The sequence below is a fragment of the Nonomuraea sp. NPDC054003 genome (genome assembly GCF_055585125.1).
Genome location: NZ_JBVJKR010000005.1, coordinates 335954 through 358139, shown reverse-complemented (window position 1 = coordinate 358139; position 22186 = coordinate 335954). Strand labels below are relative to the sequence as shown.

At 70.8% G+C, this 22186-nt stretch carries 26 protein-coding genes, 1 pseudogene and 1 riboswitch; of the genes and pseudogenes, 20 read left to right on the top strand and 7 right to left on the bottom strand.

Annotation, left to right across the window (positions count from 1 at the left end; genetic code table 11):
* Window positions 1-5 precede the first annotated feature (5 nt).
* Genes ACZ6YG_RS15335 through ACZ6YG_RS15325 form a run of 3 tightly spaced genes read right to left on the bottom strand, consistent with a single transcriptional unit; the run spans window position 6 to window position 2705 of the window.
* Window positions 6-1355 (bottom strand): serine hydrolase domain-containing protein, encoded by a 1350-nt coding sequence (locus tag ACZ6YG_RS15335; protein ID WP_364235958.1) that lies wholly within the window; start codon window positions 1353-1355, stop codon window positions 6-8.
* A 19-nt stretch (window positions 1356-1374) separates the two neighbouring features.
* A complete protein-coding gene (locus tag ACZ6YG_RS15330) occupies window positions 1375-2349 on the bottom strand; it encodes a CE1 family esterase (protein ID WP_466018323.1) in 975 nt (324 codons plus the stop codon).
* 41 nt (window positions 2350-2390) lie between these two features.
* A complete protein-coding gene (locus tag ACZ6YG_RS15325) occupies window positions 2391-2705 on the bottom strand; it encodes a DMT family transporter (RefSeq protein WP_219546386.1) in 315 nt (104 codons plus the stop codon).
* A gap of 32 nt (window positions 2706-2737) precedes the next feature.
* Window positions 2738-2803: riboswitch (guanidine-III (ykkC-III) riboswitch) on the bottom strand.
* 77 nt (window positions 2804-2880) lie between these two features.
* On the opposite strand from ACZ6YG_RS15325, the gene recD2 reads away from it, so the two are divergent.
* Both recD2 and ACZ6YG_RS15315 read left to right on the top strand, forming a co-directional pair.
* Window positions 2881-5100 (top strand): SF1B family DNA helicase RecD2, encoded by a 2220-nt coding sequence (gene recD2 / locus ACZ6YG_RS15320; RefSeq protein WP_219546387.1) that lies wholly within the window; start codon window positions 2881-2883, stop codon window positions 5098-5100.
* A 171-nt stretch (window positions 5101-5271) separates the two neighbouring features.
* Window positions 5272-6459 carry a L,D-transpeptidase gene (locus ACZ6YG_RS15315; protein WP_466018322.1) on the top strand — a complete coding sequence of 396 codons (1188 nt, stop codon included), beginning with the start codon at window positions 5272-5274 and terminating at the stop codon, window positions 6457-6459.
* Between the two features lie 45 nt (window positions 6460-6504).
* Here the strand turns inward: ACZ6YG_RS15315 and ACZ6YG_RS15310 are convergent, their stop codons facing one another.
* A complete protein-coding gene (locus ACZ6YG_RS15310; protein ID WP_271277554.1) occupies window positions 6505-7458 on the bottom strand; it encodes a radical SAM protein in 954 nt (317 codons plus the stop codon).
* A gap of 112 nt (window positions 7459-7570) precedes the next feature.
* Here ACZ6YG_RS15310 and ACZ6YG_RS15305 point away from each other — a divergent pair, with 112 nt between their 5' ends.
* The 5 genes from ACZ6YG_RS15305 to ACZ6YG_RS15285 all read left to right on the top strand — a co-directional run bounded on the left by ACZ6YG_RS15305 (window position 7571) and on the right by ACZ6YG_RS15285 (window position 10305).
* Window positions 7571-7894 carry a DMT family transporter gene (locus tag ACZ6YG_RS15305; protein WP_148031575.1) on the top strand — a complete coding sequence of 108 codons (324 nt, stop codon included), beginning with the start codon at window positions 7571-7573 and terminating at the stop codon, window positions 7892-7894.
* Between the two features lie 20 nt (window positions 7895-7914).
* Window positions 7915-8463, top strand: coding sequence for a GNAT family N-acetyltransferase (locus ACZ6YG_RS15300; RefSeq protein WP_148031574.1), 549 nt, complete (start codon window positions 7915-7917; stop codon window positions 8461-8463).
* Window positions 8451-8753, top strand: a complete 303-nt coding sequence (locus ACZ6YG_RS15295; RefSeq protein WP_219546390.1) for a DUF952 domain-containing protein — start codon at window positions 8451-8453, stop codon at window positions 8751-8753. The genes ACZ6YG_RS15300 and ACZ6YG_RS15295 overlap by 13 nt, the downstream gene beginning before the upstream one ends.
* Before the next feature lie 829 nt (window positions 8754-9582).
* Window positions 9583-10023 (top strand): ribosomal protein L7/L12, encoded by a 441-nt coding sequence (locus ACZ6YG_RS15290; RefSeq protein WP_466018321.1) that lies wholly within the window; start codon window positions 9583-9585, stop codon window positions 10021-10023.
* Window positions 10024-10059: 36 nt separating this feature from the next.
* On the top strand, window positions 10060-10305 hold the full coding sequence (locus ACZ6YG_RS15285; RefSeq protein ID WP_219546391.1) for a hypothetical protein: 246 nt from the start codon (window positions 10060-10062) through the stop codon (window positions 10303-10305).
* Between the two features lie 86 nt (window positions 10306-10391).
* Here the strand turns inward: ACZ6YG_RS15285 and ACZ6YG_RS15280 are convergent, their stop codons facing one another.
* Window positions 10392-10913: a pyridoxamine 5'-phosphate oxidase family protein gene (locus ACZ6YG_RS15280; protein WP_466018320.1), complete on the bottom strand. Its 522-nt coding sequence runs from the start codon at window positions 10911-10913 to the stop codon at window positions 10392-10394.
* Between the two features lie 102 nt (window positions 10914-11015).
* Here ACZ6YG_RS15280 and ACZ6YG_RS15275 point away from each other — a divergent pair, with 102 nt between their 5' ends.
* The 9 genes and pseudogenes from ACZ6YG_RS15275 (at window position 11016) to ACZ6YG_RS15235 (ending at window position 17838) form a co-directional block, all read left to right on the top strand.
* Entirely contained in the window at window positions 11016-12701 is a 1686-nt protein-coding gene (locus tag ACZ6YG_RS15275) for an enoyl-CoA hydratase-related protein (RefSeq protein WP_466018319.1), read from the top strand.
* 16 nt (window positions 12702-12717) lie between these two features.
* The gene (locus ACZ6YG_RS15270; RefSeq protein WP_148031568.1) at window positions 12718-14247 is read left to right on the top strand and encodes a helix-turn-helix domain-containing protein; all 1530 of its coding nucleotides are present in this window, start codon (window positions 12718-12720) and stop codon (window positions 14245-14247) included.
* A gap of 64 nt (window positions 14248-14311) precedes the next feature.
* Window positions 14312-15388, top strand: a complete 1077-nt coding sequence (locus ACZ6YG_RS15265; RefSeq protein ID WP_397198942.1) for a tyrosine-type recombinase/integrase — start codon at window positions 14312-14314, stop codon at window positions 15386-15388.
* Window positions 15389-15473: 85 nt separating this feature from the next.
* Window positions 15474-15905 (top strand): annotated as a pseudogene (locus ACZ6YG_RS15260) (pectate lyase family protein); the annotation flags it as partial.
* Window positions 15805-16245: a pectate lyase family protein gene (locus tag ACZ6YG_RS15255; RefSeq protein ID WP_466018318.1), complete on the top strand. Its 441-nt coding sequence runs from the start codon at window positions 15805-15807 to the stop codon at window positions 16243-16245. The pseudogene ACZ6YG_RS15260 and the gene ACZ6YG_RS15255, both read left to right, overlap by 101 nt.
* A gap of 205 nt (window positions 16246-16450) precedes the next feature.
* Window positions 16451-16975, top strand: a complete 525-nt coding sequence (locus ACZ6YG_RS15250) for an RNA polymerase sigma factor (protein ID WP_271277547.1) — start codon at window positions 16451-16453, stop codon at window positions 16973-16975.
* A complete protein-coding gene (locus ACZ6YG_RS15245; RefSeq protein ID WP_148031564.1) occupies window positions 16972-17454 on the top strand; it encodes a hypothetical protein in 483 nt (160 codons plus the stop codon). The genes ACZ6YG_RS15250 and ACZ6YG_RS15245 overlap by 4 nt, the downstream gene beginning before the upstream one ends.
* Window positions 17451-17669, top strand: a complete 219-nt coding sequence (locus ACZ6YG_RS15240; RefSeq protein WP_466018317.1) for a hypothetical protein — start codon at window positions 17451-17453, stop codon at window positions 17667-17669. Before ACZ6YG_RS15245 ends, ACZ6YG_RS15240 begins: the two co-directional genes overlap by 4 nt.
* 40 nt (window positions 17670-17709) lie before the next feature.
* Window positions 17710-17838 (top strand): hypothetical protein, encoded by a 129-nt coding sequence (locus ACZ6YG_RS15235; protein WP_466018316.1) that lies wholly within the window; start codon window positions 17710-17712, stop codon window positions 17836-17838.
* Window positions 17839-18003: 165 nt separating this feature from the next.
* Here the strand turns inward: ACZ6YG_RS15235 and ACZ6YG_RS15230 are convergent, their stop codons facing one another.
* The gene (locus ACZ6YG_RS15230) at window positions 18004-18258 is read right to left on the bottom strand and encodes a helix-turn-helix domain-containing protein (protein WP_148031563.1); all 255 of its coding nucleotides are present in this window, start codon (window positions 18256-18258) and stop codon (window positions 18004-18006) included.
* A gap of 46 nt (window positions 18259-18304) precedes the next feature.
* Between ACZ6YG_RS15230 and map the strand changes: the two genes are divergently transcribed.
* A complete protein-coding gene (gene map, locus ACZ6YG_RS15225) occupies window positions 18305-19069 on the top strand; it encodes a type I methionyl aminopeptidase (protein ID WP_397198945.1) in 765 nt (254 codons plus the stop codon).
* 258 nt (window positions 19070-19327) lie between these two features.
* Here map and ACZ6YG_RS15220 read toward each other — a convergent pair whose 3' ends face one another.
* Window positions 19328-20119 (bottom strand): MerR family transcriptional regulator, encoded by a 792-nt coding sequence (locus tag ACZ6YG_RS15220; protein WP_466018315.1) that lies wholly within the window; start codon window positions 20117-20119, stop codon window positions 19328-19330.
* 80 nt (window positions 20120-20199) lie between these two features.
* Here ACZ6YG_RS15220 and ACZ6YG_RS15215 point away from each other — a divergent pair, with 80 nt between their 5' ends.
* From ACZ6YG_RS15215 to ACZ6YG_RS15205, 3 genes are all read left to right on the top strand, one after another.
* Window positions 20200-20961 carry a MerR family transcriptional regulator gene (locus ACZ6YG_RS15215; protein WP_466018314.1) on the top strand — a complete coding sequence of 254 codons (762 nt, stop codon included), beginning with the start codon at window positions 20200-20202 and terminating at the stop codon, window positions 20959-20961.
* 95 nt (window positions 20962-21056) lie between these two features.
* Window positions 21057-21401, top strand: coding sequence for an ArsR/SmtB family transcription factor (locus ACZ6YG_RS15210; protein WP_466018313.1), 345 nt, complete (start codon window positions 21057-21059; stop codon window positions 21399-21401).
* Window positions 21398-22183, top strand: a complete 786-nt coding sequence (locus tag ACZ6YG_RS15205) for an SRPBCC family protein (RefSeq protein ID WP_466018312.1) — start codon at window positions 21398-21400, stop codon at window positions 22181-22183. Before ACZ6YG_RS15210 ends, ACZ6YG_RS15205 begins: the two co-directional genes overlap by 4 nt.
* Window positions 22184-22186: the final 3 nt, after the last annotated feature.

Here is a 22186-nt window from a genome sequence, read left to right as displayed (position 1 = left end):
TGACGTCAAGTAGTGGGGGTGTGCCAGTCCCCGACACCACCCGGCACCGGCGCCCCCGGATCGTACGGCTCACGCGTGAACACGAACGTGTTCAGATCCAGATGATCCGGCCCCACCCGCAACGTCTCGCCCGCGTAGTAACCGTCCAGCCCCAGCCACGTGCCGTCGTCCTGCGGCACGAACCGCGACGCCCGCCCGCCACCGGACACCGGCCCCAGCGCCAGCCCCCGATCGGGCAGCAGCCGCAGCGTGTACGGCGCCGGACCCCAGTGCCACAACCCGGTCAGCGCCAGCAGATCCGGGTCGGCGGCCCCCGGCACCCACTCCCGCGGCATCCGCGGCTCATGCTCCTCCAGGATGTCGAGCAGATCGAACAGCAACGTCCGCCCCACCCCCGACGTGGCGTTGGCCAGGAACAGCACCCCCGTCGCGGCGGCCGGATCGGCCCACACCGTCGCCAGGAACCCCGGCATCGACCCGGTGTGCCCGGCCAACCGGCGCCCGGCATGCCGCGTCAGCTGCAGCCCCAGCCCATAACCGCCGGTCCAGGCGTCACCGTCGTCGACCGTCGCCGGCTCCCGCATCTCCGCCAGCGTGCCCTCCGCCAGCACCCCGCCGGTGTCACCGGCCACGAACGCCGCCCACCGCGCCAGATCACCGGCCGTCGACCACAGCTGCCCCGCCGGCCCCATCGCCCCATGATCATGCTCCGGCTCGGCCAGCAGCACGTCGGCGTACGGATGGACGGCGTAACCGACGGCGTGCGGCGGCCGCGGCCGCGGCGTCGTGTCACCCATGCCGAGCGGCTCCAGCACCTCCTCCCGCACCGCCTCCAGCCACGGCACCCCCCGCAACCGGGCGACCAGCTCGCCGAGCAGCCCGTAACCGAGATTGGAGTAGTGGTAGCGCCGCCCCGGCCGATGCTTGACATGCGCCGGCCCGAGCCTGCCCAGCAGCTCACCCGCCTCCACCCCCGGCGTGCGCTCCCACCAGTCGGTCGGCGGCTCGGCCGTCAGCCCGCCCGTGTGCGACAGCAGCTGCGCGACCGTGGCCTCCCCGGCCCGCACCCCCGGCAGATGCTTGCCGACCGGATCGGCCAGATCGAGCAGGCCCTCGTCACGCATCCGCATGACGACCACCGCCACCATGCTCTTGGTGATCGACCCCAGCCGGTACTGCGTGCCCGGCGTCGGCTCGCCTCCCGGCGGACCGGCCGTCCGGCCGCGACCGCCCTGCCAGGCCACCTGCCCCTCACGCACCACCGCCGCCATGATCGAGGGGATCCGCGACTCGCTCTGTTCGACGGCCAGGCGGCGCATCAGCGCGCGGGCCGTCACCTGTCCCACCTGAGTCATGAACAGCAAGCCTAGGGGGTCAGCGCGGCTCGGCGGCGTCGAAGGCGTCCAGGATCAGCGCGCTGGCGTCCAGCCCTCGCGCCGTGGCGCCCAGCCGCGGCACCTCGATGGGCCCCGGCCAGGTGTGACCGCCGCCGCCGACCGTGTACAACCGGACGTCCGCCCCCGCCGCGCACCCGTCCCACGCACGCAGCTCGACCGACCGTACGGGAGAGCTCACCCGCGGCTCCGGGCAGCCGAGCGCCTCCGCCCACCCCTCGGCGCTCCGGCGCACCGGCGGCAGTTTCACCATGTCGGCCAGCTTGCGCAGGTCACCGGTGGCGTCCCGCAGCGGATGCCCGCCCCCGTACGGGACGGTCCGGTCGGCGGTGCCGTGGAAGGACACCAGCGTCACCGGCGGCGGCTCCGGGCACGGCCGCACCAGGCTCAGCCCGGCCACCGCCGCCACCCCGGCCAGCCGCCCATCCATCGAGCACGCCAGCGCCGCCGCCATCCCGCCCCCGTACGACAGCCCCGCGGCGAACTGGCGCCGCCGGTCCACGCACAACTCCTGCTCCAGCCGGTCCAGCAGCGCCCCCAGGAACCCGGTGTCGTCGGGCCCGAACCCGTTCGGCAGCGTCCAGGCGAGCCTGCCCTTGGCCACCTGCGGGGTGGCCACGACGTAGCCGCGCTCGGCGCCCACCCGCGGCAGCCGGCTGTAGGCGGCCTGCTCACGCGCGTTGGAACCCAGCCCGTGCAGGTTCAGCAGCACCGGGTGCGGGCCGTCCCCCTCGGGCAGCGCCAGCAGGAACACCCGCTCCAGCCCGCCGAACTCGATCGTGTGCCGCCCCTCCGCGAGCCGCGGCCCGCCCGCGCAGCCGTCCGGCGGGGGAGCGGCGGTGGGCGCGGCCGTCGGCCGCTCTGGCGCCGGCGACTGGCCGGGACAGCCAGCGGCCGTCACCACCACCAGCATCGCCGTCAGCAGCGCCACGCCGACGCCCCGCCCTCCGCCCATGGCACCTCCCGCCCTCCCCAGGCAGTCCGCGGGAGATCCCGTCAGGACACCAGCCTCAGCCCCACCACACCCGCGACGATCAGCATCAGGCACACCAGCCGGGCGGCCGTGACCGCCTCACCGAGGAACACCATCCCGTACACCGCGGTGCAGACCGCGCCGATCCCCACCCACACCGCGTAACCCGTGCCGACCGGGATCGTCCGCAGCGCGTACCCCAGCCCCGCCATGCTGACCGCCAGCGCCGCCACGAACAGCAGCGCGGGACGCAACCGCGACAACCCCTGCGACGAAGCCAGAGCCGCCGCCCACACCGCTTCCAGCACCCCGGACACGACCAGCACGATCCACGCCACGACACGCACCTCCGCAGGAGAACAGACCACGGTCCACGTCGTCTTGTCATGCCGGGTACGACGCGCTCGTCCGGGGCGTGACCCGCAGCGGGCAGCCACCGCCACGCTACCAGCCGCCCCCCGCCGCGCCGGGGGAGGTGTCGCGGCGGTGAAGATCTGTCCTAGTCTCCTCCGTGTGGGCAGGCCTGAAGGAAGCCGGGACGGCGGCACCAACCTGAACGCCGTGCTCGAACGCATCACCTACGCCGACGAGGACAGCGGCTACACCATCGCGCGCGTCGCCACCGGCCGCTCCGCCACCGAACTGCTCACCGTCGTCGGCCCCCTGCTCGGCGCCCAGGTGGGGGAGTCGCTCCGGCTGACCGGCCGCTGGACCTCCCACCCCCGCTACGGCCGCCAGTTCGAGGTCTGGTCCTACACCACCGTCCTGCCCGCCACCGTCCAGGGCATCCGCCGCTACCTCGGCTCCGGCCTCATCAAAGGCATCGGCCCCAAAATGGCCGAACGGATCGTCGACCACTTCGGCACCGCCACCCTCGACGTCATCGAGAAAGAACCCGCCCGCCTGACCGAAGTGCCCGGCCTCGGCCCCAAACGCACCCGCATGATCGCCGACGCCTGGGAAGAACAGAAGATCATCAAAGAGGTGATGGTGTTCCTCCAGGGCGTCGGCGTCTCCACCTCCATCGCCGTGCGCATCTTCAAGCAGTACGGCGAACGCAGCGTCGAAGTCGTGCGCACCGAACCGTACCGGCTGGCCGACGACGTATGGGGGATCGGCTTCAAGACCGCCGACACCATCGCCCAGGCCGTCGGCATCCCGCACGACAGCCCCGAACGCGTCAAGGCCGGACTGCGCTACACCCTGTCCCAGGCCGCCGACGACGGCCACTGCTACCTGCCCGCCCCCAACCTGACCGCCGACGCCGTCAAGATCCTCGACGTGCCCGCCCCGCTCACCGCCACCTGCCTGGAAGAGCTGGCCGCCGCCGAAGGCGTCGTCCGCGAGCAGGTGCCCGCCGGCGACAACGACGTCCCCGCCGTCTACCTGCCGCCCTTCCACCGGGCCGAGCAGTCGCTGGCCGGCTCCCTGCTCACCCTCCTGCACCACGGCCACGACCGGCTCAAGGCGTTCGCCGACGTCGACTGGGCCAAGGCCGAGACCTGGCTGCGCGAACGCACCGGCGCCGACCTCGCCGGCGAGCAGCGCCAGGCCGTCCGCCTGGCCCTCACCCACAAGGTCGCCGTACTGACCGGCGGCCCCGGCTGCGGCAAGAGCTTCACCGTCCGCTCCATCGTCACCCTGGCCCGCGCCAAACGCGCCAAGGTCATCCTCGCCGCCCCCACCGGCCGCGCCGCCAAACGCCTGTCCGAGCTGACCGGCCACGAGGCCACCACCGTCCACCGGCTGCTGCAGCTGCGCCCCGGCGGCGACGCCGCCTACGACCGCGACAACCCCCTGGACGCCGACCTCGTCGTCGTCGACGAAGCCTCCATGCTGGACGTGCTGCTCGCCAACCGCCTCGTCAAGGCCGTCGCCCCCGGCGCCCACCTGCTGTTCGTCGGCGACGTCGACCAGCTGCCGTCCGTCGGCGCCGGCGAGGTCCTCAAAGACCTGCTCGCCGCCGCCGACATCCCCCGCGTACGGCTCACCCAGGTGTTCCGGCAGGCCGCCGAGTCCGGCGTCGTCGTCAACGCCCACCGCGTCAACTCCGGCCTGCAGCCCCAGCTCGCCGGCCTCGACGACTTCTTCCTCTTCCCCTGCGAGGAACCCGACGACATCGCCGCCCTGACCGTCGACGTGGCCGCCCGCCGCATCCCGCGCCGCTTCGGCCTCGACCCCCGCCGCGACATCCAGGTCCTGGCCCCGATGCACCGCGGCGCGGCCGGCGCCGGCGCACTCAACGCCGCCCTGCAGGAAGCCCTCACCCCCGCCCGCGACGGCGCCCCCGAACGCCGCCACGGCGGCCGCGTCTTCCGCGTCGGCGACAAGGTCACCCAGCTGCGCAACAACTACGACAAGGGCGCCGCCGGCGTGTTCAACGGCACCGTCGGCGTCGTCGCCGACATCCGCCCCGACGACCACGCGCTCACCGTCCTGACCGACGAGGACGAACGCGTCGACTACGCCTTCGACGAACTCGACGAGCTCGCCCACGCCTACGCCGTGTCCATCCACCGCTCCCAGGGCAGCGAATACCCCGCCGTGGTCATCCCGCTGGCCACCAGCGCCTGGATGATGCTGCAGCGCAACCTCCTCTACACCGCCATCACCCGCGCCAAGAAGCTCGTCGTCATCGTCGGCTCCCGCCGCGCCCTGGCCCAGGCCGTCCGCACCCGCGGCGCCGGCCGCCGCCACACCGGCCTCACCCACCGCCTCACCCGCCGCGACTGACCCCGTACGGCCCGGCCGCGAGTTTTTCCCTCCACCCGGCGGCGCGCTGACCAGCGACTCACCGCCAGAAGTGATCGAAATGTGACTGAACTCTCCGAAACCAACGCTCGTCTTACATGCAGGAGCATTAAGGTCTTTTAGTGCAGTGCATGTAAGTGGGGAGAGGTTCACTTGACCATCACAACACCCTGGAGGAAGACCGCCACAGGGGTCGCCCTGCTCGCCGCCGCGACCCTGACCGCCTCCTGCTCCGCCGCCGGCGGCACCACCCCGGCAGCCTCCGAGGCCACCACCTCCGCCACCCCCGAACCCCCCACCATCACCATCACCCCCGCCCAGGGCAGCACCAAGGTCAACCCCGGCAAACGCATCGTCGTCACCGCCGAAGGCGGCACCCTCGACGACGTCACCGTCCAAACCGGCGGCCAGCAGCTCGAAGGCACCTTCAACACCGACCGCACCAAATGGGTCTCCAAAACCGCGCTCAAGCCGGCCACCGACTACAACGTCGCCGCCACCGCCGGCACGGCCACCGCCGCCAGCGCCTTCACCACCCGCAAACCCGACCGCGTCCTGCAGATCACCGACGTCACCCCCAACATCAAGGGCGAAACCGTCGGCATCGGCATGCCGATCATGGTCAGGTTCAACCAGCCCGTCGCCAACAAGGCCGCCGTCGAACGCGCCCTGACGGTCGAAGCCGAAAAACCCGTCGACGGCGCCTGGCGATGGATCGACGACTCCTACGCCATCTACCGCCCCGCCAAATACTGGGCCCCCAACCAGACCGTCACCTTCAACGCCGCCCTCGACGGCGTCAAGGCCGGCAAAGACCTGTGGGGCATGAAGAACTACGACTACGCCATCGACATCGGCGACAAGGTCATCAGCAAGGTCGACGCCGCCAAGCACATGATGTACGTCTACCGCAACGGCAAACGCGTCCAGACCATGGCCATCAGCGCCGGCAAGGCCACCACCCGCGAATACACCACCACCAGCGGCGTCCACCTCACCATGGAACGCGTCAACCCCGTCCGCATGATCTCCCCAGGACGCAAGAAGGGCGACCCCGGCTACTACGACGTCATGGTCGACCACGCCGTCCGCATCTCCAACAGCGGCGAATACGTCCACGCCAAGAACAACGTCTGGGCCCAGGGCCGCCAGAACGTCAGCCACGGCTGCATCAACGCCCGCCCCGACCAGGCCAAGTGGTACTACGACAACTTCCAGCGCGGCGACATCGTCGAGATCAAGGGCACCGACCGCGAACTCGAATGGAACAACGGCTGGGGCTTCTGGCAGATGTCGTTCAAACAGTGGAAGCAAGGCAGCGCACTCAAGAACCAGACCTGAGCCCGGCCTGACACCCCCCGCACGACCCCACGCGCGGGGGAGCGGTCACACCAGCGCCAACTGCCCGAACCACGGATCACGCGGCTCCGGCTCACCCGGCCCGCACCGCATCCCGTACACCCGGCACAACTGCGCGATCTGCCCCAGAATCCGCTCCTCATAAGCGGGGGAGGGCAACCCGTCACGCCCGTACAACTCCTCATAACGCGCCACCAGCCCAGGATGCGCCTGCTCCAGCCACGCCCCGAACCACGACCGCGTCCCCGCCGGCAGCCGCAACACCACCGGCTCCACCGACCGCACCCCCGCCTGCCCGATCCGCCGCACCGTCGCCGCCAGCTGATCAGAACCATCACTCAGCAACGGCAGCACCGGCCCCATCAGCACCCGGCAATCCACCCCCGCCTCCACCAGCGACGCCACCAGCTCCAACCGCGCCTGCGCCCCCACCGCACCCGGCTCCACCGCCCGCCGGATCCGCTCGTCGACGAACGCGATCGACACCGCCACCCGCACCCCGCACTCCGCCAGCAACGCCGCATCCCGCAACACCAGCGGACTGCGCGTATAAACCGTCGCCGGCACCCCCGCCTCCGCCAGCGCCGTCACCACCCCCGGCATCAACCGGTACGTCTCCTCCGCCGGCTGATAACAATCACCACTCACCCCCACCGCCAGCGGCTCACCACCCCACCGCGCCAGCTCCGCCCGCAACCGCGCCACCACATTCGGCTTCACCACGACCCGCGAGTCGAAATCACGCCCCGCGTCCAGCCCCAGCCGCCGATGCCCCCCACGCGCACCACAACCCAGGCACGCGTGAACACACCCCCGATACGGCGACACCGCCCACCGCTGCGCGATCCCCGCCGTCCGCGCCACCCGCTCGATCACCACACGCGCCTGCAGCTCGTAGAAACCGTCACGCACCACGGCACGCCGCTCGATCAGCGGCCGCTCATCGGCCGCCTCCACCAGAGGCTGCGCGTCCCAACCCACCGACCAAGTGGAACACGCATTCGACACCCTTTTCAACCCGGCCCACCACCCCACCCGGACGCACACCCCCCATACGCTGGGACACCCGCACCGCCTCCCGGGGAGAAACACCATGGCCTGGCTCCTGCTCGCCCTCGCCATCATCTGCGAGGTCACCGCCACCACCGCACTCAAACTCAGCAACGGCTTCACCAACCCCGGCTGGACCGTCACCACCGCCCTCGGCTACATCGCCTCCTTCGCCCTCCTGGCCCAAGCACTCAAACTCCACCTCGAGATGGGCACCGCCTACGCCGTCTGGGCCGGAGCCGGCACCGCCGCCATCGCCCTCATCGGCGCCGCCTTCATGGGCGAAACCCTCACCCTGCACAAAATCGGCGGCATCCTCCTCATCATCACCGGCGTCGTCATCCTCAACCTCGCCGGCACCCACTGAAACCCCCCTAAAATGCCTTCGTGCTCAAACCCCAATACCCCATCACCACCCCGCGCCTCACCCTCCGCCCCTTCACCCCCGACGACCTCGACGCCCTCCACGCCTACGAATCCCGCCCCGACGTCACCCGCTACCTCTACTGGCACCCCCGCGACCGCGACGCCACCCGCACCTTCCTCGACAAAAAAACCACCCGCACCGCACTCCTCGACGAAGGCGACGCCATCGACCTCGCCATCACCCACGACGGCACCCTGATCGGCAACTGCCTGCTCATCTGGACCAGCAAAGCCCACCGCCAAGGCGAAATCGGCTACGTCCTGCACCCCGACCACCACGGCCACGGCTACGCCACCGAAGCCGCCCGCGAAATGCTCCGCCTCGGCTTCGACGGCCTCCACCTCCACCGCATCACCGGCCGCCTCGACGCCCGCAACACCGCCAGCGCCCGCGTACTCGAAAAACTCGGCATGCGCCGCGAAGCCCACCTCATCGACAACGAACACGTCAAAGGCGAATGGTCCTCAGAACTCATCTACGCCATGCTCGACCACGAATGGACCCCATGATCCACCACCTCGCCCTCGCCACCGACTGGACCCACGCCCAGAACACAGGGGAGTACCGCATCTCCACCCTCGGCCGCACCCTCGACCAAGAAGGCTTCATCCACTGCAGCCGCGACCACGACCAACTCCGCACCGTCCACGCCACCTACTACAGCCACGTGACCGAACCCCTGCTCATCCTCGACATCGACCCCACCGGACTCGACATCCGCCACGAGAACGGCTACCCCCACCTGTACGGACCGCTCCCCACCACCGCCGTCACCCGCACCCGCCCCTACCACCCCTGACCCCGCACACACGAAAACGGCGAGCCCACCATCCTCAGCGGCACACCCGCCTCAGACCATGGACCCGCCGTACACAACACCCCGCCACCGGCACACCCCCGCACACCGGCAACCGGAACAATCAGCGCGGAACCCGCACCCCCGGCCCCACCACAGCCGCCTGCGGCCGCCGCACCGGAAGCTCCCCACCAGGCCCCGCGACCGGCTGAGACACCCCCTGCCCCATCGACGGCACCATGGACTGAGGCAACGCCTGAGGCGCCTGAGGCGCGCGCTGCCGCACCTGCTCCACATGCGCGGCACGCCGATCGGCACACCCACCCGGGCAGTAACCGTTCGTCAGGATCAACCGCCCACGCAGCGGCGTATACGCCTCGCGCCCGTCAGCGGGAAGAACCCCCTGACACACCGGACATAACACGGACTCGTTCCCCACGTGCTGCTCCTCTCGCGGCGCGATAGCAGAAGACCACCCTAAAGGCCACCCCTGCCCGAGGGCGAGGAATCAACGACAAGTCATGTCACCTGTCAACCACACACCGCATCCAGCCCGCACCCGCCGCCCACCGGGGGAGAGGCCCCCACACCAGCCCGTCACACCCCGCCACCAGCGACAACACCGGCACCACAAGATCACATCACACATCGATAACGCCCGACAGCCACATCGACGTCACTCACCGTCACGTAACGCATGTCACAACATATAAATCCCGCACCACCGAAACCACCCAATCTGACTAACCGCCAACAGGGCACCACTCAGCACGACTTGACATAATGTCCATTATCAAGCAACCACAAGAGCGCCCGAGATACCATCCCAGCCATGCCCACCACCGAGTTACTGATCATCGCCACAACCCTCGCCATCCTCGCCGCCGGCGCCACCATCCTCATCAGAAACAGAAACACCCGCGGCCGCACGACACCAGCGCCGTCACGCGTCCAGCTCACACGAGACCAGCTCGACACCCAGCTCCACACCCTCATCCAGCAGAACAAGATGATCCACGCCATCAAACTCCTGCGCGAACAGACCGGCATGGGCCTGCGAGAAGCCAAGGACGCCGTCGACGGCCTCGCCACGGGCCGCCCCATCAGCCACCCCGCCTACACCGCCCTCACCGGCACACCCGCCCAGCCCGACCTCGCCACCCGGGCCCGCCACCTCAAAGAAGCCGGCCACACCGAACAGGCCGTCCGCCTCGTACGCGCAGAAACCGGCATGAACGAGGAAGACGCCGCCACCTTCGTCGGCACGCTCTGACTCCCGCGAGGCGATCTCTTTACGTACGATCGACTCATGGCCGTATCCACCGGGGGTCTGATCGCGCTGACCTTCGTCGTCACCGTCGCGATCATCTACCTGATCATCCTGGCCGTCCGCCTGACCAAGGCGCCCCGCAACCGTCCCTCCCCCCGGCAGGACATCATCGACCAGGCCCGCGAGCTGAAGGCGATGGGTCAGATCCAGGAGGCGGTCTTCCTCGTACGCGGCGAGACCGGCATGAGTCACCGGGCCGCCACTCGCCTCGTCAACCGCCTCTAACCCGGACAAACCACCCGATACCAAACAGAAGCTGAATTCTGTTCGGTATCGGATCGGAACCAGTCAACGCGGAAAAACCGTCGCGGCTACGCGCGCTCCACCCTGCGCAGCCCATGCCCGGGCGTCCACCACTCGACGACGAGCACCGTCGCCTGGTCGTCGAGATGCGTGTGCACGACCTCGGCGATGTCGGCACGGAAACGATCACCGTCCGCTCCTCCCCCGCCGGCGAGCGCCCGCCCGGCGATCTTCGCCTCGCCGGGCCACTGCGCCTCGGAGCCCTCGACCGGGTCGACGGTGGCGCTGTGCAGGGCGAAGCGCGGGTCGCGGCGCAGGTCGGCGCCCTTGCGGGCGTTGGGCATGGAGCCGAAGACGAGTTCGCCGTCCTCGAAGGCGGCCTCGATGCCGGAGATGCGGGGTGATCCGTCGGTGCGCAGGGTGGCGATGGTCTTGTGTCTGTGGGCGTCGAACAGCGCTCGTACGCGCCGGGCGAATGCGGGCTCTGCTTGTTCGACCTCGTGCCACGCCGTGATGGGCCCATGGTGGCACGGTCGTGTGGGGGTGGCTCCACTCCCCCGGATGTGGCGGGTTTTGCTGGGATCTGTCATCGACGTTTGCGTGGACGTGTCAGCATGCTTGCCTGTACGGGCCGGGCGGGGCTGTACGCGTCCCTTCCGGCGGCACGTCCCACCGGTGAGGATGATCTTCCTGTGCGTATCCTGCTTGTCTGTTCCTCCTTCGACGGTCTGGTGCAGCGTGTCTGGCTGGCGTTGCGCCGGGCCGGGCACGAGGTCAGCGTGGAGCTGGCGCTGTCGGAGCGGTTGGTGATGGAGGCGGTCCGGCTGGCGAAGCCGGATCTGGTGATCTGCCCGTCGGCGGCGGGGCGGGCGCCGGCGCCGTTGTGGGAGGGGGCGCGGACGGTGGTGATCCGTCCGGGGCCGCCGGGTGATCGGGGTCCTTTCCCGCTGGAGCGGGCGATCGCGGGCGGGGTGGGTGAGTGGGGTGTGACGGCGTTGCAGGCCGGGCGGGAGATGGAGGGGGCGCCGGTGTGGGGGCATCGGATGTTCGCGATGCCTGCTGAGCCGCCGCGCAGGTCGGCGTTGTATCGGGGGCCGGTGGCGGAGGCGGCGGCGGAGCTGGTGCTGGAGGTGGCGGACAGGGCTGCCGATCCGGGGTTCGTGCCGGAGCCGCCGGTGCCGGGCGGGCCGGTGGCGCGGGTGCGGGAGCCGGGTGGGGTGTTGTCGTGGGAGGCGCCGACGGAGGAGGTGGTGCGGCGGGTGCGGGCGGCTGATGGGGAGCCGGGGGTGGTGGCGGAGTTGTGCGGGCTGGCGGTGCGGGTGTTCGACGTGTATCGGGGGCCGGTGTTGGGGGGTGCGCCGGGTGTGGTGGCGGGGCGGCGGGAGGGTGCGGTGCTGGTGCACACCGGTGACGGGACGGTGTGGGTGGGCCAGTTGCGGGCCGGGGAGCGGGGTGCGGTGACGTTGCCGGCGGCGTCGGTGCTGGGTGGGCGGTTGGACGGGGTGCGGGAGCGGCCGGGCTTCAGCGAGATCACCTATGACCGGGGTGACGGTGTGGGTGTGGTGGGGTTCGATTTCTATGAGGGGGCGATGTCGGCGGGTCAGTGCCGGCGGCTGGTGGCGGCGTTGCGGTATGCGGCGGCGCAGGATACGCGGGTGCTGGTGGTGCGGGGTGGTGAGGTGTTCTCCCGGGGTGTGCATCTGGAGGTGATCGAGGCGGCGCGGTATCCGGAGCTGGAGGCGTGGATGAACGTGACCGCGTTCGGTCTGCTGTGCCGGGAGCTGGTGGCGTGTACGGGGCAGCTGGTGGTGACGTCGGTGGGTGGTGACGCGTGGGCGGGCGGGGTGATGCTGGCGCTGGGCGGTGATCGGGTGATGGTGCGTTCGGGTGTGGTGCTGAATCCGCATTTCCGGACGTTGGGGTTGTCGGGGGGCGGGTTGTGGGCGTACGTGCTGCCGCGCCGGGTGGGGGCGCGGCAGGCGCGGCGGCTGGCCTGGCGGGCGTTGCCGGTGGGCGCGCAGGAGGCGGTGGAGCTGGGGCTGGCGGATCGGGTGGTGCCGGGGTCGCGGCCGGAGTTCGAGGGGGCGGTGCTGGAGTACGCTGACAGGCTCGCTTCCAGCCCGCGTTATGAGCGGTTGCTGGCGGCCAAGCGGGAGGCGCGGGAGGCCGATGAGCGGCGTAAGCCGTTGGAGGCTTATCGTGCGGAGGAGCTGGCGGAGCTGAGTCGTGACGTGTTCGGTGACCGTCGCGGGTTCGGGGAGGCCCGGAGGGCGTTCGTGCACGGGCGGCGGCCCGCGTGCACGCCGGCGCGTCTGGCCCTGCATAGGCGGGGGTCCGGCGCGTCGCCGGCACCTGACGCGGAGGCATCTCATATGTGAGATAGGTTGAGGTGTTGTGGGAGATGACTACCTTGTACGGATCGGTCGGCTGATCCGGGACGCGCGGCAGCACCGCGGATGGACGCAGCTCCAGCTGGCGGATGCGCTGGCGACCAGCCAGAGCGCTATCAACCGGATCGAGCGCGGCAACCAGAACATCAGCCTTGAGATGATCGCCCGGATCGGCGAGGCGCTCGACAGTGAGATCGTCTCTCTCGGGTACGCGGGGCCGATGCACCTGCGGGTCGTGGGCGGGCGGCGCCTGTCGGGCAGCATCGAGGTGAAGACGTCGAAGAACGCGTGTGTGGCGTTGCTGTGCGCGTCGTTGCTGAACTCCGGGCGGACGATCCTGCGCAAGGTGGCGCGGATCGAGGAGGTGTACCGGATCCTGGAGGTGCTGGCGTCGATCGGGGTGCGGGCGCGGTGGATCAACGAGGGCAACGATCTGGAGATCGTGCCGCCGGCCCGGCTGGAGCTGGAGTCGATGGACACCGAGGCGGCGCGGCGTACGCGGAGCGTCATCATGTTCCTGGGTCCGCTGATGCACCGCACGGACGTGTTCCGGATCCCGTACGCGGGGGGTTGTGATCTGGGCACGCGTACGGTGCAGCCGCACATGTCGGCGCTGCAGCATTTCGGGCTGCACATCACCGCGACCGGTGGGTTCTATCACGCCGAGGTGGAGCGGGGGGTGTCGCCGAAGCGGGCGATCGTGCTGACGGAGCGCGGTGACACGGTGACGGAGAACGCGCTGCTGGCCGCGGCCCGTCATGACGGGGTGACGGTGATCCGTAACGCCTCCTCCAACTACATGGTGCAGGATCTGTGCTTCTTCCTGGAGGAGTTGGGGGTCCGGGTCGAGGGGGTGGGCACGACGACGCTGACGGTGCACGGGGTGCCGGACATCGAGCGGGATGTGGACTATTCGCCGTCGGAGGATCCGGTGGAGGCGATGAGCCTGCTGGCCGCCGCGGTGGTGACGTCGTCGGAGCTGACGATCTGCCGGGTGCCGGTGGAGTTCCTGGAGATCGAGCTGGCGGTGCTGGAGGAGATGGGGCTCGACCATGACCGGGGTGAGGAGTACGCGGCGGCCAACGGCCGTACCCGGCTGGTGGATCTGACGGTGCGGCCGTCGAAGCTCGTCTCCCCCATCGACAAGATCCATCCGATGCCGTTCCCGGGTCTGAACATCGACAACGTGCCGTTCTTCGCGGCGATCGCGGCGGCGGCGGAGGGGTCGACGCTGATCCACGACTGGGTGTATGACAACCGGGCGATCTATTTGACGGAGCTGACCCGGCTGGGCGCTTCGGTGAAGCTGCTGGATCCGCATCGGGTGCTGGTGGAGGGGCCGACGCGGTGGCGGTCGGCGGAGATGATGTGCCCGCCGGCGTTGCGGCCCGCGGTGGTGGTGCTGCTGGCGATGATGGCGGCGGAGGGCACGTCGGTGCTGCGCAACGTGTACGTGATCAACCGTGGTTACGAGGATCTGGCGGAGCGGCTGAACGCGTTGGGGGCGCGGATCGAGACCTTCCGCGACATCTGAAAGTGTCGGTGGCGGCCGCTACCGTGTCCTTCTGCTGGATCTTGACGGGAGAAGGGGTGCACGGGTGCGGCCTGCGGAGCTCGACCGGGTGTCGGTGGCGGAGGCGGCGGACCGCTACGTGGAGCTGGTGCGGGCGAGGGTGCTGACGGGGGCGTTGTCGGCGGCGACGGCGGAGGTGTACGCGCGTGACGTCGCGACGTTGGTGGAGCTGGCGGGCGCGGGCCGGGTGCTCGACGATCTGACGGGTGAGGATGTCGACGCGGTGCTGCTGGCGTTCGCCCGCAAGCCCGACGGCCGCCGGCCCGCCGGCGGGGAGGCTGGTGGGCGGGGCCGGCAGTCGGCGTCGTCGCAGGCGCGGTTCCGGCGGTCGATCTCGGCGTTGTTCAAGCATGCGGCGCTGGTGGGCTGGGTGCAGGTCAATCCGATGACGGTGGCGACGATCACGGCCAGGGAGCGGGGCGGGCTGCGGCCGGAGCGGCGGGCGCTGACGCGTGAGCAGGCGCAGGGTCTGGTGGGGGCGGCGCGGCGGCTGGGTGAGGAGCCGTCGGGGCCGGGCCGTCGTGATCAGCGGACGGAGTTGCGTGACGCGTTGATCGTGCTGTTGCTGGCCACGCTGGGGCCGCGGGTGTCGGAGCTGGTGCGGGCCAATGTGGAGGATTTCTTCACCAATGACGGTGTGCGTTATTGGCGGATCTTCGGCAAGGGCGGGCGGACGCGTGACGTGCCGTTGCCGTCGGATGTGGCGCGGGTGCTGGAGGCCTATCTGGAGCGGGGCCGTTCGGAGTCGGCGGACAAGGCGTTGCTGTTGTCGTGGCGTGGGCGGCGGCTGGCGCGGGGTGACGTGCAGGCGGTGATCGATCGGGTGCAGCGGCGGGTGGATCCGGATCGGCGGCGTACGGTCACGCCTCATGGGTTGCGTCATACGACGGCGACGCATCTGCTGGCGGACGCGGTCGACATGGACGCGGTGCGGCGGGTGCTGGGGCATGGTGATCTGTCGACGCTGGGTCGTTATCGTGACGAGTTGCCGGGTGAGCTGGAGGTGGCGATGCGGGCTCATCCGCTGTTGAAGGAGCCGCGTCCCGGTCGCGTCCGGGACGGGGTGGGGCCGGGCGGGGACGTTCACGACGGGCAGGGTTGACGGGTCCCTCTCGGACATGGGCTGCCGGAGCTGTGGGATCGGACCTTTGCGGATCGTTTGACGGCCGGGCACCGCGGACGGTTTCGCCGCCACCAGCGGCGGCGGCCTGTCCACCACCACGGGCGGCGCCGCGGGCCAGACGGTCACCGTGACGACCTACGCGGACCTGGTCCGTTACGCCACGGCGAGTCAGCCGTACGTGATCCGGGTCAACGGCACCCTGGCCGCCTCGCCCAGGGGCAGCGAGATCCGCGTGGCCTCCGACAAGACCATCGTCGGCGTCGGCAGGAACGGCACCCTCGCCGGCGGCGGCTTCCTCCTGGACGGCGTCTCGAACGTCATCATCCGCAACATGACGATCCGGGACACGCTGATGCCCGAGGACGACCCCGGTGACGACACCTACGACTTCGACGGTGTCGTGGAACGTCATCGCGGAGGGCCGCAAGGCGTTCGGCATCGGCTGGACGCCGAACGTCACCTCGCGGATGACCATCCACCACAACTGGCTGCGTGACAACGCCTCGCGTAACCCGTCCACGGACAACGTGGCCTATGCGCACCTGTACAACAACTATCTGCAGAACATCACGGGCTACGGCAACTACGCGCGCGGCGCCACCAGGATGGTGCTGGAGAACAGCTACTTCCAGAACGTGAAGGATCCGTACTACCGCGATGCCTCGGCCCAGCTGCGGCAGTCGGGCAGCGTCTGCTCCGGCTGCACGGGCCGGCAGGAGACCGGGGGTTCGGCGTTCACGCCCGGCTCGTTCTACTCCTACAGCCTGGACGCGGCCTCCCAGGTGCCGTCGCTGGTGCAGGCGTACGCGGGCCCGCAGCCGAACATCGGCACGTGACTGGAGTACCTCCGGCCCAGCGGCATCTTCGTCATTCGCCTGTCACGCGCCGCACGATCCCTGCGGCATCTGCTCGACCTGGCCGCGCGACTCCGTGAGCGCGACGTCGACCTGCCGGTTGCGGTGACCGTACTCCATAGGTGATCCGGGAACCGTGAACCTTCTTGGCTTCTCGCCCGACTGTGCAAGATGACGGGAGGGCGAGATGACCGATGAGCTGCTGGTGGTGCGCGCGCAGCTGGGAGAGCGTGCGGCGCTGGCCGAACTGCTGGCTCGGTGGCGGAGACCGGTGTGGATCTATGTGCGCCGCATGCTGGATGCTGACCGGGCCGACGACGTTACGCAGGAGATCTGGCTGGCCGTCGTCCGCGGCCTGCCCCGGCTCAGGGAACCCGGCCGGTTCGCGCCGTGGCTGTTCACGATCGCCCGGCGGTCGGTCACTGACCGGCTGCGCGGTGAGTACGCCCAGGAGGAGAAAACGTCCGGATTCGGCGACATGGTCGTCGAAGACCCGGCTGAGGCCATGGTGGATCGTGCCGCGCTCGTGAGCGTGCTGTCAGCTCTGCCGGTGCTGGAGCGGGAGATCCTCGTCCTGTTCTACCTGGAGGACCTGCCGGTGGAGGAGTGCGCCGACATCTGCCAGATCCCGGCCGGAACAGTCAAGTCCCGGCTCAACCGCGCCCGTCGTCTGCTGCGTGGACACCTGGAGGAGAAGGGATACGGGCCATGACGGACGAACCACGCCTGTCGGCGCAGGACATGATCGAGCACCTGGCTCCGGTGCTGTCGCTGAGAGTCCGGATCCGGGCGGTGACGACACTGCTGGCCGGTGCAGCCGGCGCGGTGTTCGTGGGCACGTTGTGGTGGTCGGAGCCAGGGCCGCTGCCCGGGCGCACGCATGTGGCGTTCGCGTTGTTCACCGTGCTCTGCCTGGCCTGGGCAGCCTACGGTGGGTGGCTGCTGACGCGCCGGGTTCCGCTGTTCGCCACCGATCGGGTGATCGCCGCCTGGATCGGCCTGGCCGCCTCGCTGGCCACCACGGCACTCGTGACCGTCGTAGCCGTGCAGCGTGGCACCGGGGCGGGGCTCGCCCTGGCGGTCGGGGGCCTGTTCGCCGCAGTGGCCCTGGCACTGGCGCTGCGCGCCCATGCCCGGCGCGCAGCGCTGCTGCGCCGCATGCACGAGTTGACCGGCGGGGAAGAGCGGTGAACGCGCTGCGGACCAGCGGCCTGGGCAGGCGTTACCGGCAGCGGTGGGCGCTGCGCGAGGCCACCATCGCGGTGCCCGCCGGGGCCAGGGCCGCGTTGGTCGGTTCGGCTCCGCGGCCAACCCCCGCTGGGATCGTGCGGCTGCACAGTCACTGCTGTCCGGGCGTGACATCGGCCCGCGCGAGCGGGTGGACCGATCGTCCGGCGGCCAGGTGACTGGTATCGCCTATCTGGCGATCCGACGCCACGCCTAGCCATGAAGGACATCACGATGGCCCACAACCCGAAATTCATCCGCCGGCGGCTCGGCACGACGGTCTTGGTCGTAGTGGCCGTGCTCGTCGCCGCGATACTCCTCGCTGGTGTGATCGCGCTGCTGGGCTGAAGCGCCTGCGTGGTGAGCCGGCCTCAGTTACGGTCTGAAGAACCTGCGGCGATGAGCAGGCAAGTCACAGCAAGATCAACGCCGTTCGGGTCTCATGACACGTTTCTTGCCGACACCCCGTGACGGGTTCGGGGGCCGCACTCCCCCGCTGGTTGCCGGAGCAGGTCAGGTGGGGACGGCGGGGGTGGTGTGGAGGGCGAGGTCGTCGAGGGAGATGCCGAGGACGTCGGTCAGGGCGGCGATGGTGAAGAAGGCGGGGGTGGCGATGCGGCCGGTCTCGATCTTGCGGAGGGTCTCGGCGGACATGCCGGCCGCGGTGGCGACCTCGGTGATGCTGCGCTCGCCTCTGGCCTGGCGCAGGAGGGTGCCGAGGCGCTCGCCGCGCAGGCGTTCTTCGGGAGTGAGCGGGGGACGGACCATGCCCACAAGTCTATAACCCAATAGAAATACCGGTATAGTTATCGCCATGGTTGAGATCAAGACCACCGGCGAGCTCCAGGCCATGCGTGAAGCCGGCCGCGTCGTCGCCCGCACCCTCCAGGCCGTCGCCCGCCACGCCGCCCCCGGCACCCCCATAGCCGAGCTCGACGACCTGGCCGCCACCACCATCCGCGAAGCCGCCGCCACCTCCGCCTTCCTCGGCTACCAGCCGCACTTCGCCCCGACCCCCTACCCCGCCGTCATCTGCGTCTCCGTCAACGACGCCATCGTCCACGGCATACCCGGCCGAGACCGCCTGCGCGACGGCGACCTGGTCAGCGTCGACTGCGGCGCCTACCTCGACGGCTGGGCCGGCGACGCCGCCATCAGCTTCACCGTCGGCACCGCGCATCCCGCCGACCGCGCCCTCATCGACACCACCCGCCAGGCCCTCGCCGCCGGCATCGCCGCCGCCGTGCCCGGCAACCGCATCGGCGACATCGGTCACGCCATCCAGACCGTCGCCGCCCGCGGCCGCTACGCCGGCCCCGCCGACTTCGGCGGCCATGGCATCGGCCGCCACATGCACGAGGACCCCCACGTCAGCAACCGAGGCCGCCCCGGCCGCGGCATGACCCTGCGCGCCGGCATGACCCTCGCCATCGAACCCATGCTCGCCCCCGGCAGCGGCCACTACCGCGTCGCCGCCGACGGCTGGACCCTGCGCACCACCGACGGCAGCCGCGCCGCCCACGCCGAGCACACCATCGCCATCACCGACGACGGCCCCGTCATCCTCACCGAACCCTGACCACCCCAGGCCGGCACGTCCCCCGCCGTCCTCCGGAGGCGAGCCGAACGCCGCGGCCCCACCCTGATCACCCCAGGCCGTCCTACGCCGAACTTTCGGAGGCGAGCCGCAGCCCGCGCACCGCCTCCAGGCCACCCGGCTGCGGGCCGCGCTGCCACGGCACGCCCTCCGCCGCAGGGGACGGCAGCCGGTCGTGGAAACACCCTGCGTCACCTCCGCCAGCCGCAGCCCCGCCACCGCTCCCCACGGCCGCCGGCCTCACTCCTCCTCGAAGCGGACCAGCACATCCGTCACCAGCCGATCCGGCGCCGTCACCGCCGGATCCGACACGTACACCTCACGCACCTCCAGCGCCACCAGCCGCCGCTCCCCGCACCACGCCAGCACCGCACTCGCCGTCAGCGGGATCTGGTCGTACGGGCCCACATGCCGGGCAGCCGCGAACACCCCGCCCGCAAGCACCCCCGCGCCCGCCTCCGTCGCCGCGCCGTCGCGCCACGCCCCGCCCGGCACCTCCCGCGCCACCACCACCTCCACCGCCCCGTCCAGATCCACCGGGAACACCCCCGTCAGCCGCACCTCCCCCTCCCCCGCCGAGACGGCCAGCACCCGCGCCACCGCCGCCGAGGTGGCCCGGCCGATCCCCTCCGGGCCGCCCGCCACCTCGCGCGCCACCAGCACCCGCCGCGCCGGCAGCCGCGCCACCGACACCTCCGGCGCAGGCAGGCCGCCGGCCATCACCCGCTCCAGCGACGCCAGCGTCCGCCGCCGCCGCGCCAACTCCGCCTCCAGCCCCGCCCGGACGTCCTCCAGCGCGCCCGAATCCCCCTCCAGCACCCGCCCCACCACCGGCAGCGGCACGTCCAGCGACCGCAGCAACCCGATCGACAACGCCACCCGCGCCTGCGACGCCCGGTAATAGCGGTAGCCCGTCACCGGATCCACCCACGCCGGAACCAGCAGCCCCAGCTCGTCGTAATGCCGCAACTGCTTCACACTCAACCGGCCCAGCCGCGCGAACTGCCCGATCGGCAGCAGATCACCGTCCACGCCCCCAGCATGGGCCCTCCCGAGAGGGGGCGAGCCCAGCGGGTTGCGCCTCACCCGGCGTGAGGCTTCAGGCTGGTCCCATGAGCCTCACCGTCGGACACGTGGCCAGACTGGCCGGCATCACCGTGCGCACCCTGCACCACTACGACGAGATCGGCCTGCTCACCCCCGGCGAGCGCACCCACGCCGGCTACCGCCGCTACACCGACGACGACCTCGTCCGCCTGCAGCAGATCCTCCTCTACCGCGAACTCGGCTTCCCCCTCGACGAGATCGCCGTCATCCTCGACGACCCCGCCACCGACGAGCTCACCCAGCTGCGCCGCCAGCACGAACTCCTCGTCCGCAAGACCGAACGCCTGCGCGAGGTCATCACCGCCGTCGAACGCGCCATCGAAGCCCGCACCCGCGGCATCGCCCTCACCCCCCAAGAACGCCTCGAACTCTTCGGCGCCTTCACCCCCGAGGACCACGACGCCGAGGTGGAACGCCGCTGGGGCGGCAGCGCCGCCTACGAGCAGAGCCGCCGCCGCGTCGCCTCCTACACCAGGGCCGACTGGCTGGAGCTCAAGGCCGAAGCCGAGGCGATCAGCCGGGGCCTCGCCGCCGCCTGCGAGGCCGGCCTGCCCCCGGACGGCGAGCACGCCATGGACCTGGCCGAGCGGCACCGCGGCCACATCAGCCGCTGGTTCTACACGTGCACGTTCGAGATCCACCGCGGGCTCGGCGAGCTGTACGTGTCGGATCCGCGGTTCACCGCCACCTACGAGACGCTCGCGCCCGGCCTGGCCGCTTTCCTGCGTTCGGCCATCGTGGCCAATGCTTGTCGATCTGGTGCGTAGATTTCTGTACGAATCGGGCGAATTTACTTTGTAGATTAATAAGTCCGGATTTAATGCCGTTGCCGGTATATAACCATTGCGGTATGTTGGCTGGCATGCGTTTCGACGTGCTCGCCGAGCCCGCCCGGCGGCGGATCCTCGATCTGCTGCTGGAGCGGCCCCGCCCGGTCGCCGAGCTCACCGCGGAGCTCGGCCTGTCCCAGCCCGGCACCTCCAAGCACCTGCGGGTGCTGCGCGAGGCCGGGCTCGTCACCGTACGCAAGGAAGCGCAGCGCCGCTGGTACGAGCTGCGCCCCCAGCCGCTGGCCGAGATCGACGCCTGGCTCGCCCCGTACCGCAGCCTGTGGAGCGGCAGCCTCGACCGGCTGGAGCGGCACCTGGACACCATGCCCGACCCAGCGCCCGATCCCATGCCCGACCACCGCGAGGAGGACCGGTGAACGACCACTTGATGATCCGTCCCGACGGCCGCACCGAGCTGCGCATGAGCCGCCGCCTGCCGCACCCGCCCGAGAAGGTGTGGCGGGCCGTCACCGAGCCCGGCCATCTCAAGCAGTGGTTCCCCGCCGAGCTCGTCATCGACGGCGACCGCGTCCGCTACGGGTTCGGCCCCGACGGCCGCGTGCTGGAGCTGGACCCGCCCCGGGTGTTCGCCCACAGCTGGGGCGACGACGAGCTGCGCTGGGAGATCCGCCCCGACGGCGACGGCAGCCTGCTGACCCTCACCCACGTGTTCGGTGACCGGTTCGGCGCGGCCAGCTTCGCCTCCGGCTGGCACACCTGCATGGCCGCGCTCGCGGCCCTGCTCGACGGCCGCCCGCTCCCCCGCCCCGGCGACATGGGCCGGCTGCACGAGGACTACGTGGCCATCCTCGGCCTGACCTCCGGCGAGCTCTCCGGCGGCGCGGTCCGTCTCGAACGCCAGCTCACCCGTCCCGCCGACGAGGTCTGGCGCGCCCTGGAGGGCGGGCGCGCCGAGCCCGGGTCGCCGCCGCCGGCCCCGTTCACCGCCGCGGGCGTGACGGCGGGGCCGGTCTCACGCGCCGAACCGGGAAAGATCCTGGAGTACGCGACCGGCGGCGGCACCGTGCGCTGGGAGCTCGGCGAGGGCACCGGTCACGGCGCCCGCCTCACGCTCACCGGCCCCGGCGACGCCGCGACCCTGGCGGCCTGGCGCGCCCGCGTGGAGCAGCTGGCCGAGGCCCTGCTCGACGCCGGCTGAGGC

Excerpts from the sequence above, each read along its gene's own strand:
- ACZ6YG_RS15235 (WP_466018316.1), top strand. The coding sequence starts at position 17,710 with ATGAAGGACATCACGATGGCCCACAACCCGAAATTCATCCGCCGGCGG.
- ACZ6YG_RS15280 (WP_466018320.1), bottom strand. The coding sequence starts at position 10,913 with ATGACAGATCCCAGCAAAACCCGCCACATCCGGGGGAGTGGAGCCACC.
- ACZ6YG_RS15210 (WP_466018313.1), top strand. The coding sequence starts at position 21,057 with ATGCGTTTCGACGTGCTCGCCGAGCCCGCCCGGCGGCGGATCCTCGAT.
- ACZ6YG_RS15215 (WP_466018314.1), top strand. The coding sequence starts at position 20,200 with ATGAGCCTCACCGTCGGACACGTGGCCAGACTGGCCGGCATCACCGTG.
- ACZ6YG_RS15290 (WP_466018321.1), top strand. The coding sequence starts at position 9,583 with ATGCCCACCACCGAGTTACTGATCATCGCCACAACCCTCGCCATCCTC.
- ACZ6YG_RS15245 (WP_148031564.1), top strand. The coding sequence starts at position 16,972 with ATGACGGACGAACCACGCCTGTCGGCGCAGGACATGATCGAGCACCTG.
- ACZ6YG_RS15230 (WP_148031563.1), bottom strand. The coding sequence starts at position 18,258 with ATGGTCCGTCCCCCGCTCACTCCCGAAGAACGCCTGCGCGGCGAGCGC.
- ACZ6YG_RS15305 (WP_148031575.1), top strand. The coding sequence starts at position 7,571 with ATGGCCTGGCTCCTGCTCGCCCTCGCCATCATCTGCGAGGTCACCGCC.
- ACZ6YG_RS15330 (WP_466018323.1), bottom strand. The coding sequence starts at position 2,349 with ATGGGCGGAGGGCGGGGCGTCGGCGTGGCGCTGCTGACGGCGATGCTG.
- ACZ6YG_RS15335 (WP_364235958.1), bottom strand. The coding sequence starts at position 1,355 with ATGACTCAGGTGGGACAGGTGACGGCCCGCGCGCTGATGCGCCGCCTG.
- ACZ6YG_RS15250 (WP_271277547.1), top strand. The coding sequence starts at position 16,451 with ATGACCGATGAGCTGCTGGTGGTGCGCGCGCAGCTGGGAGAGCGTGCG.
- ACZ6YG_RS15285 (WP_219546391.1), top strand. The coding sequence starts at position 10,060 with ATGGCCGTATCCACCGGGGGTCTGATCGCGCTGACCTTCGTCGTCACC.
- ACZ6YG_RS15295 (WP_219546390.1), top strand. The coding sequence starts at position 8,451 with ATGGACCCCATGATCCACCACCTCGCCCTCGCCACCGACTGGACCCAC.
- map (WP_397198945.1), top strand. The coding sequence starts at position 18,305 with ATGGTTGAGATCAAGACCACCGGCGAGCTCCAGGCCATGCGTGAAGCC.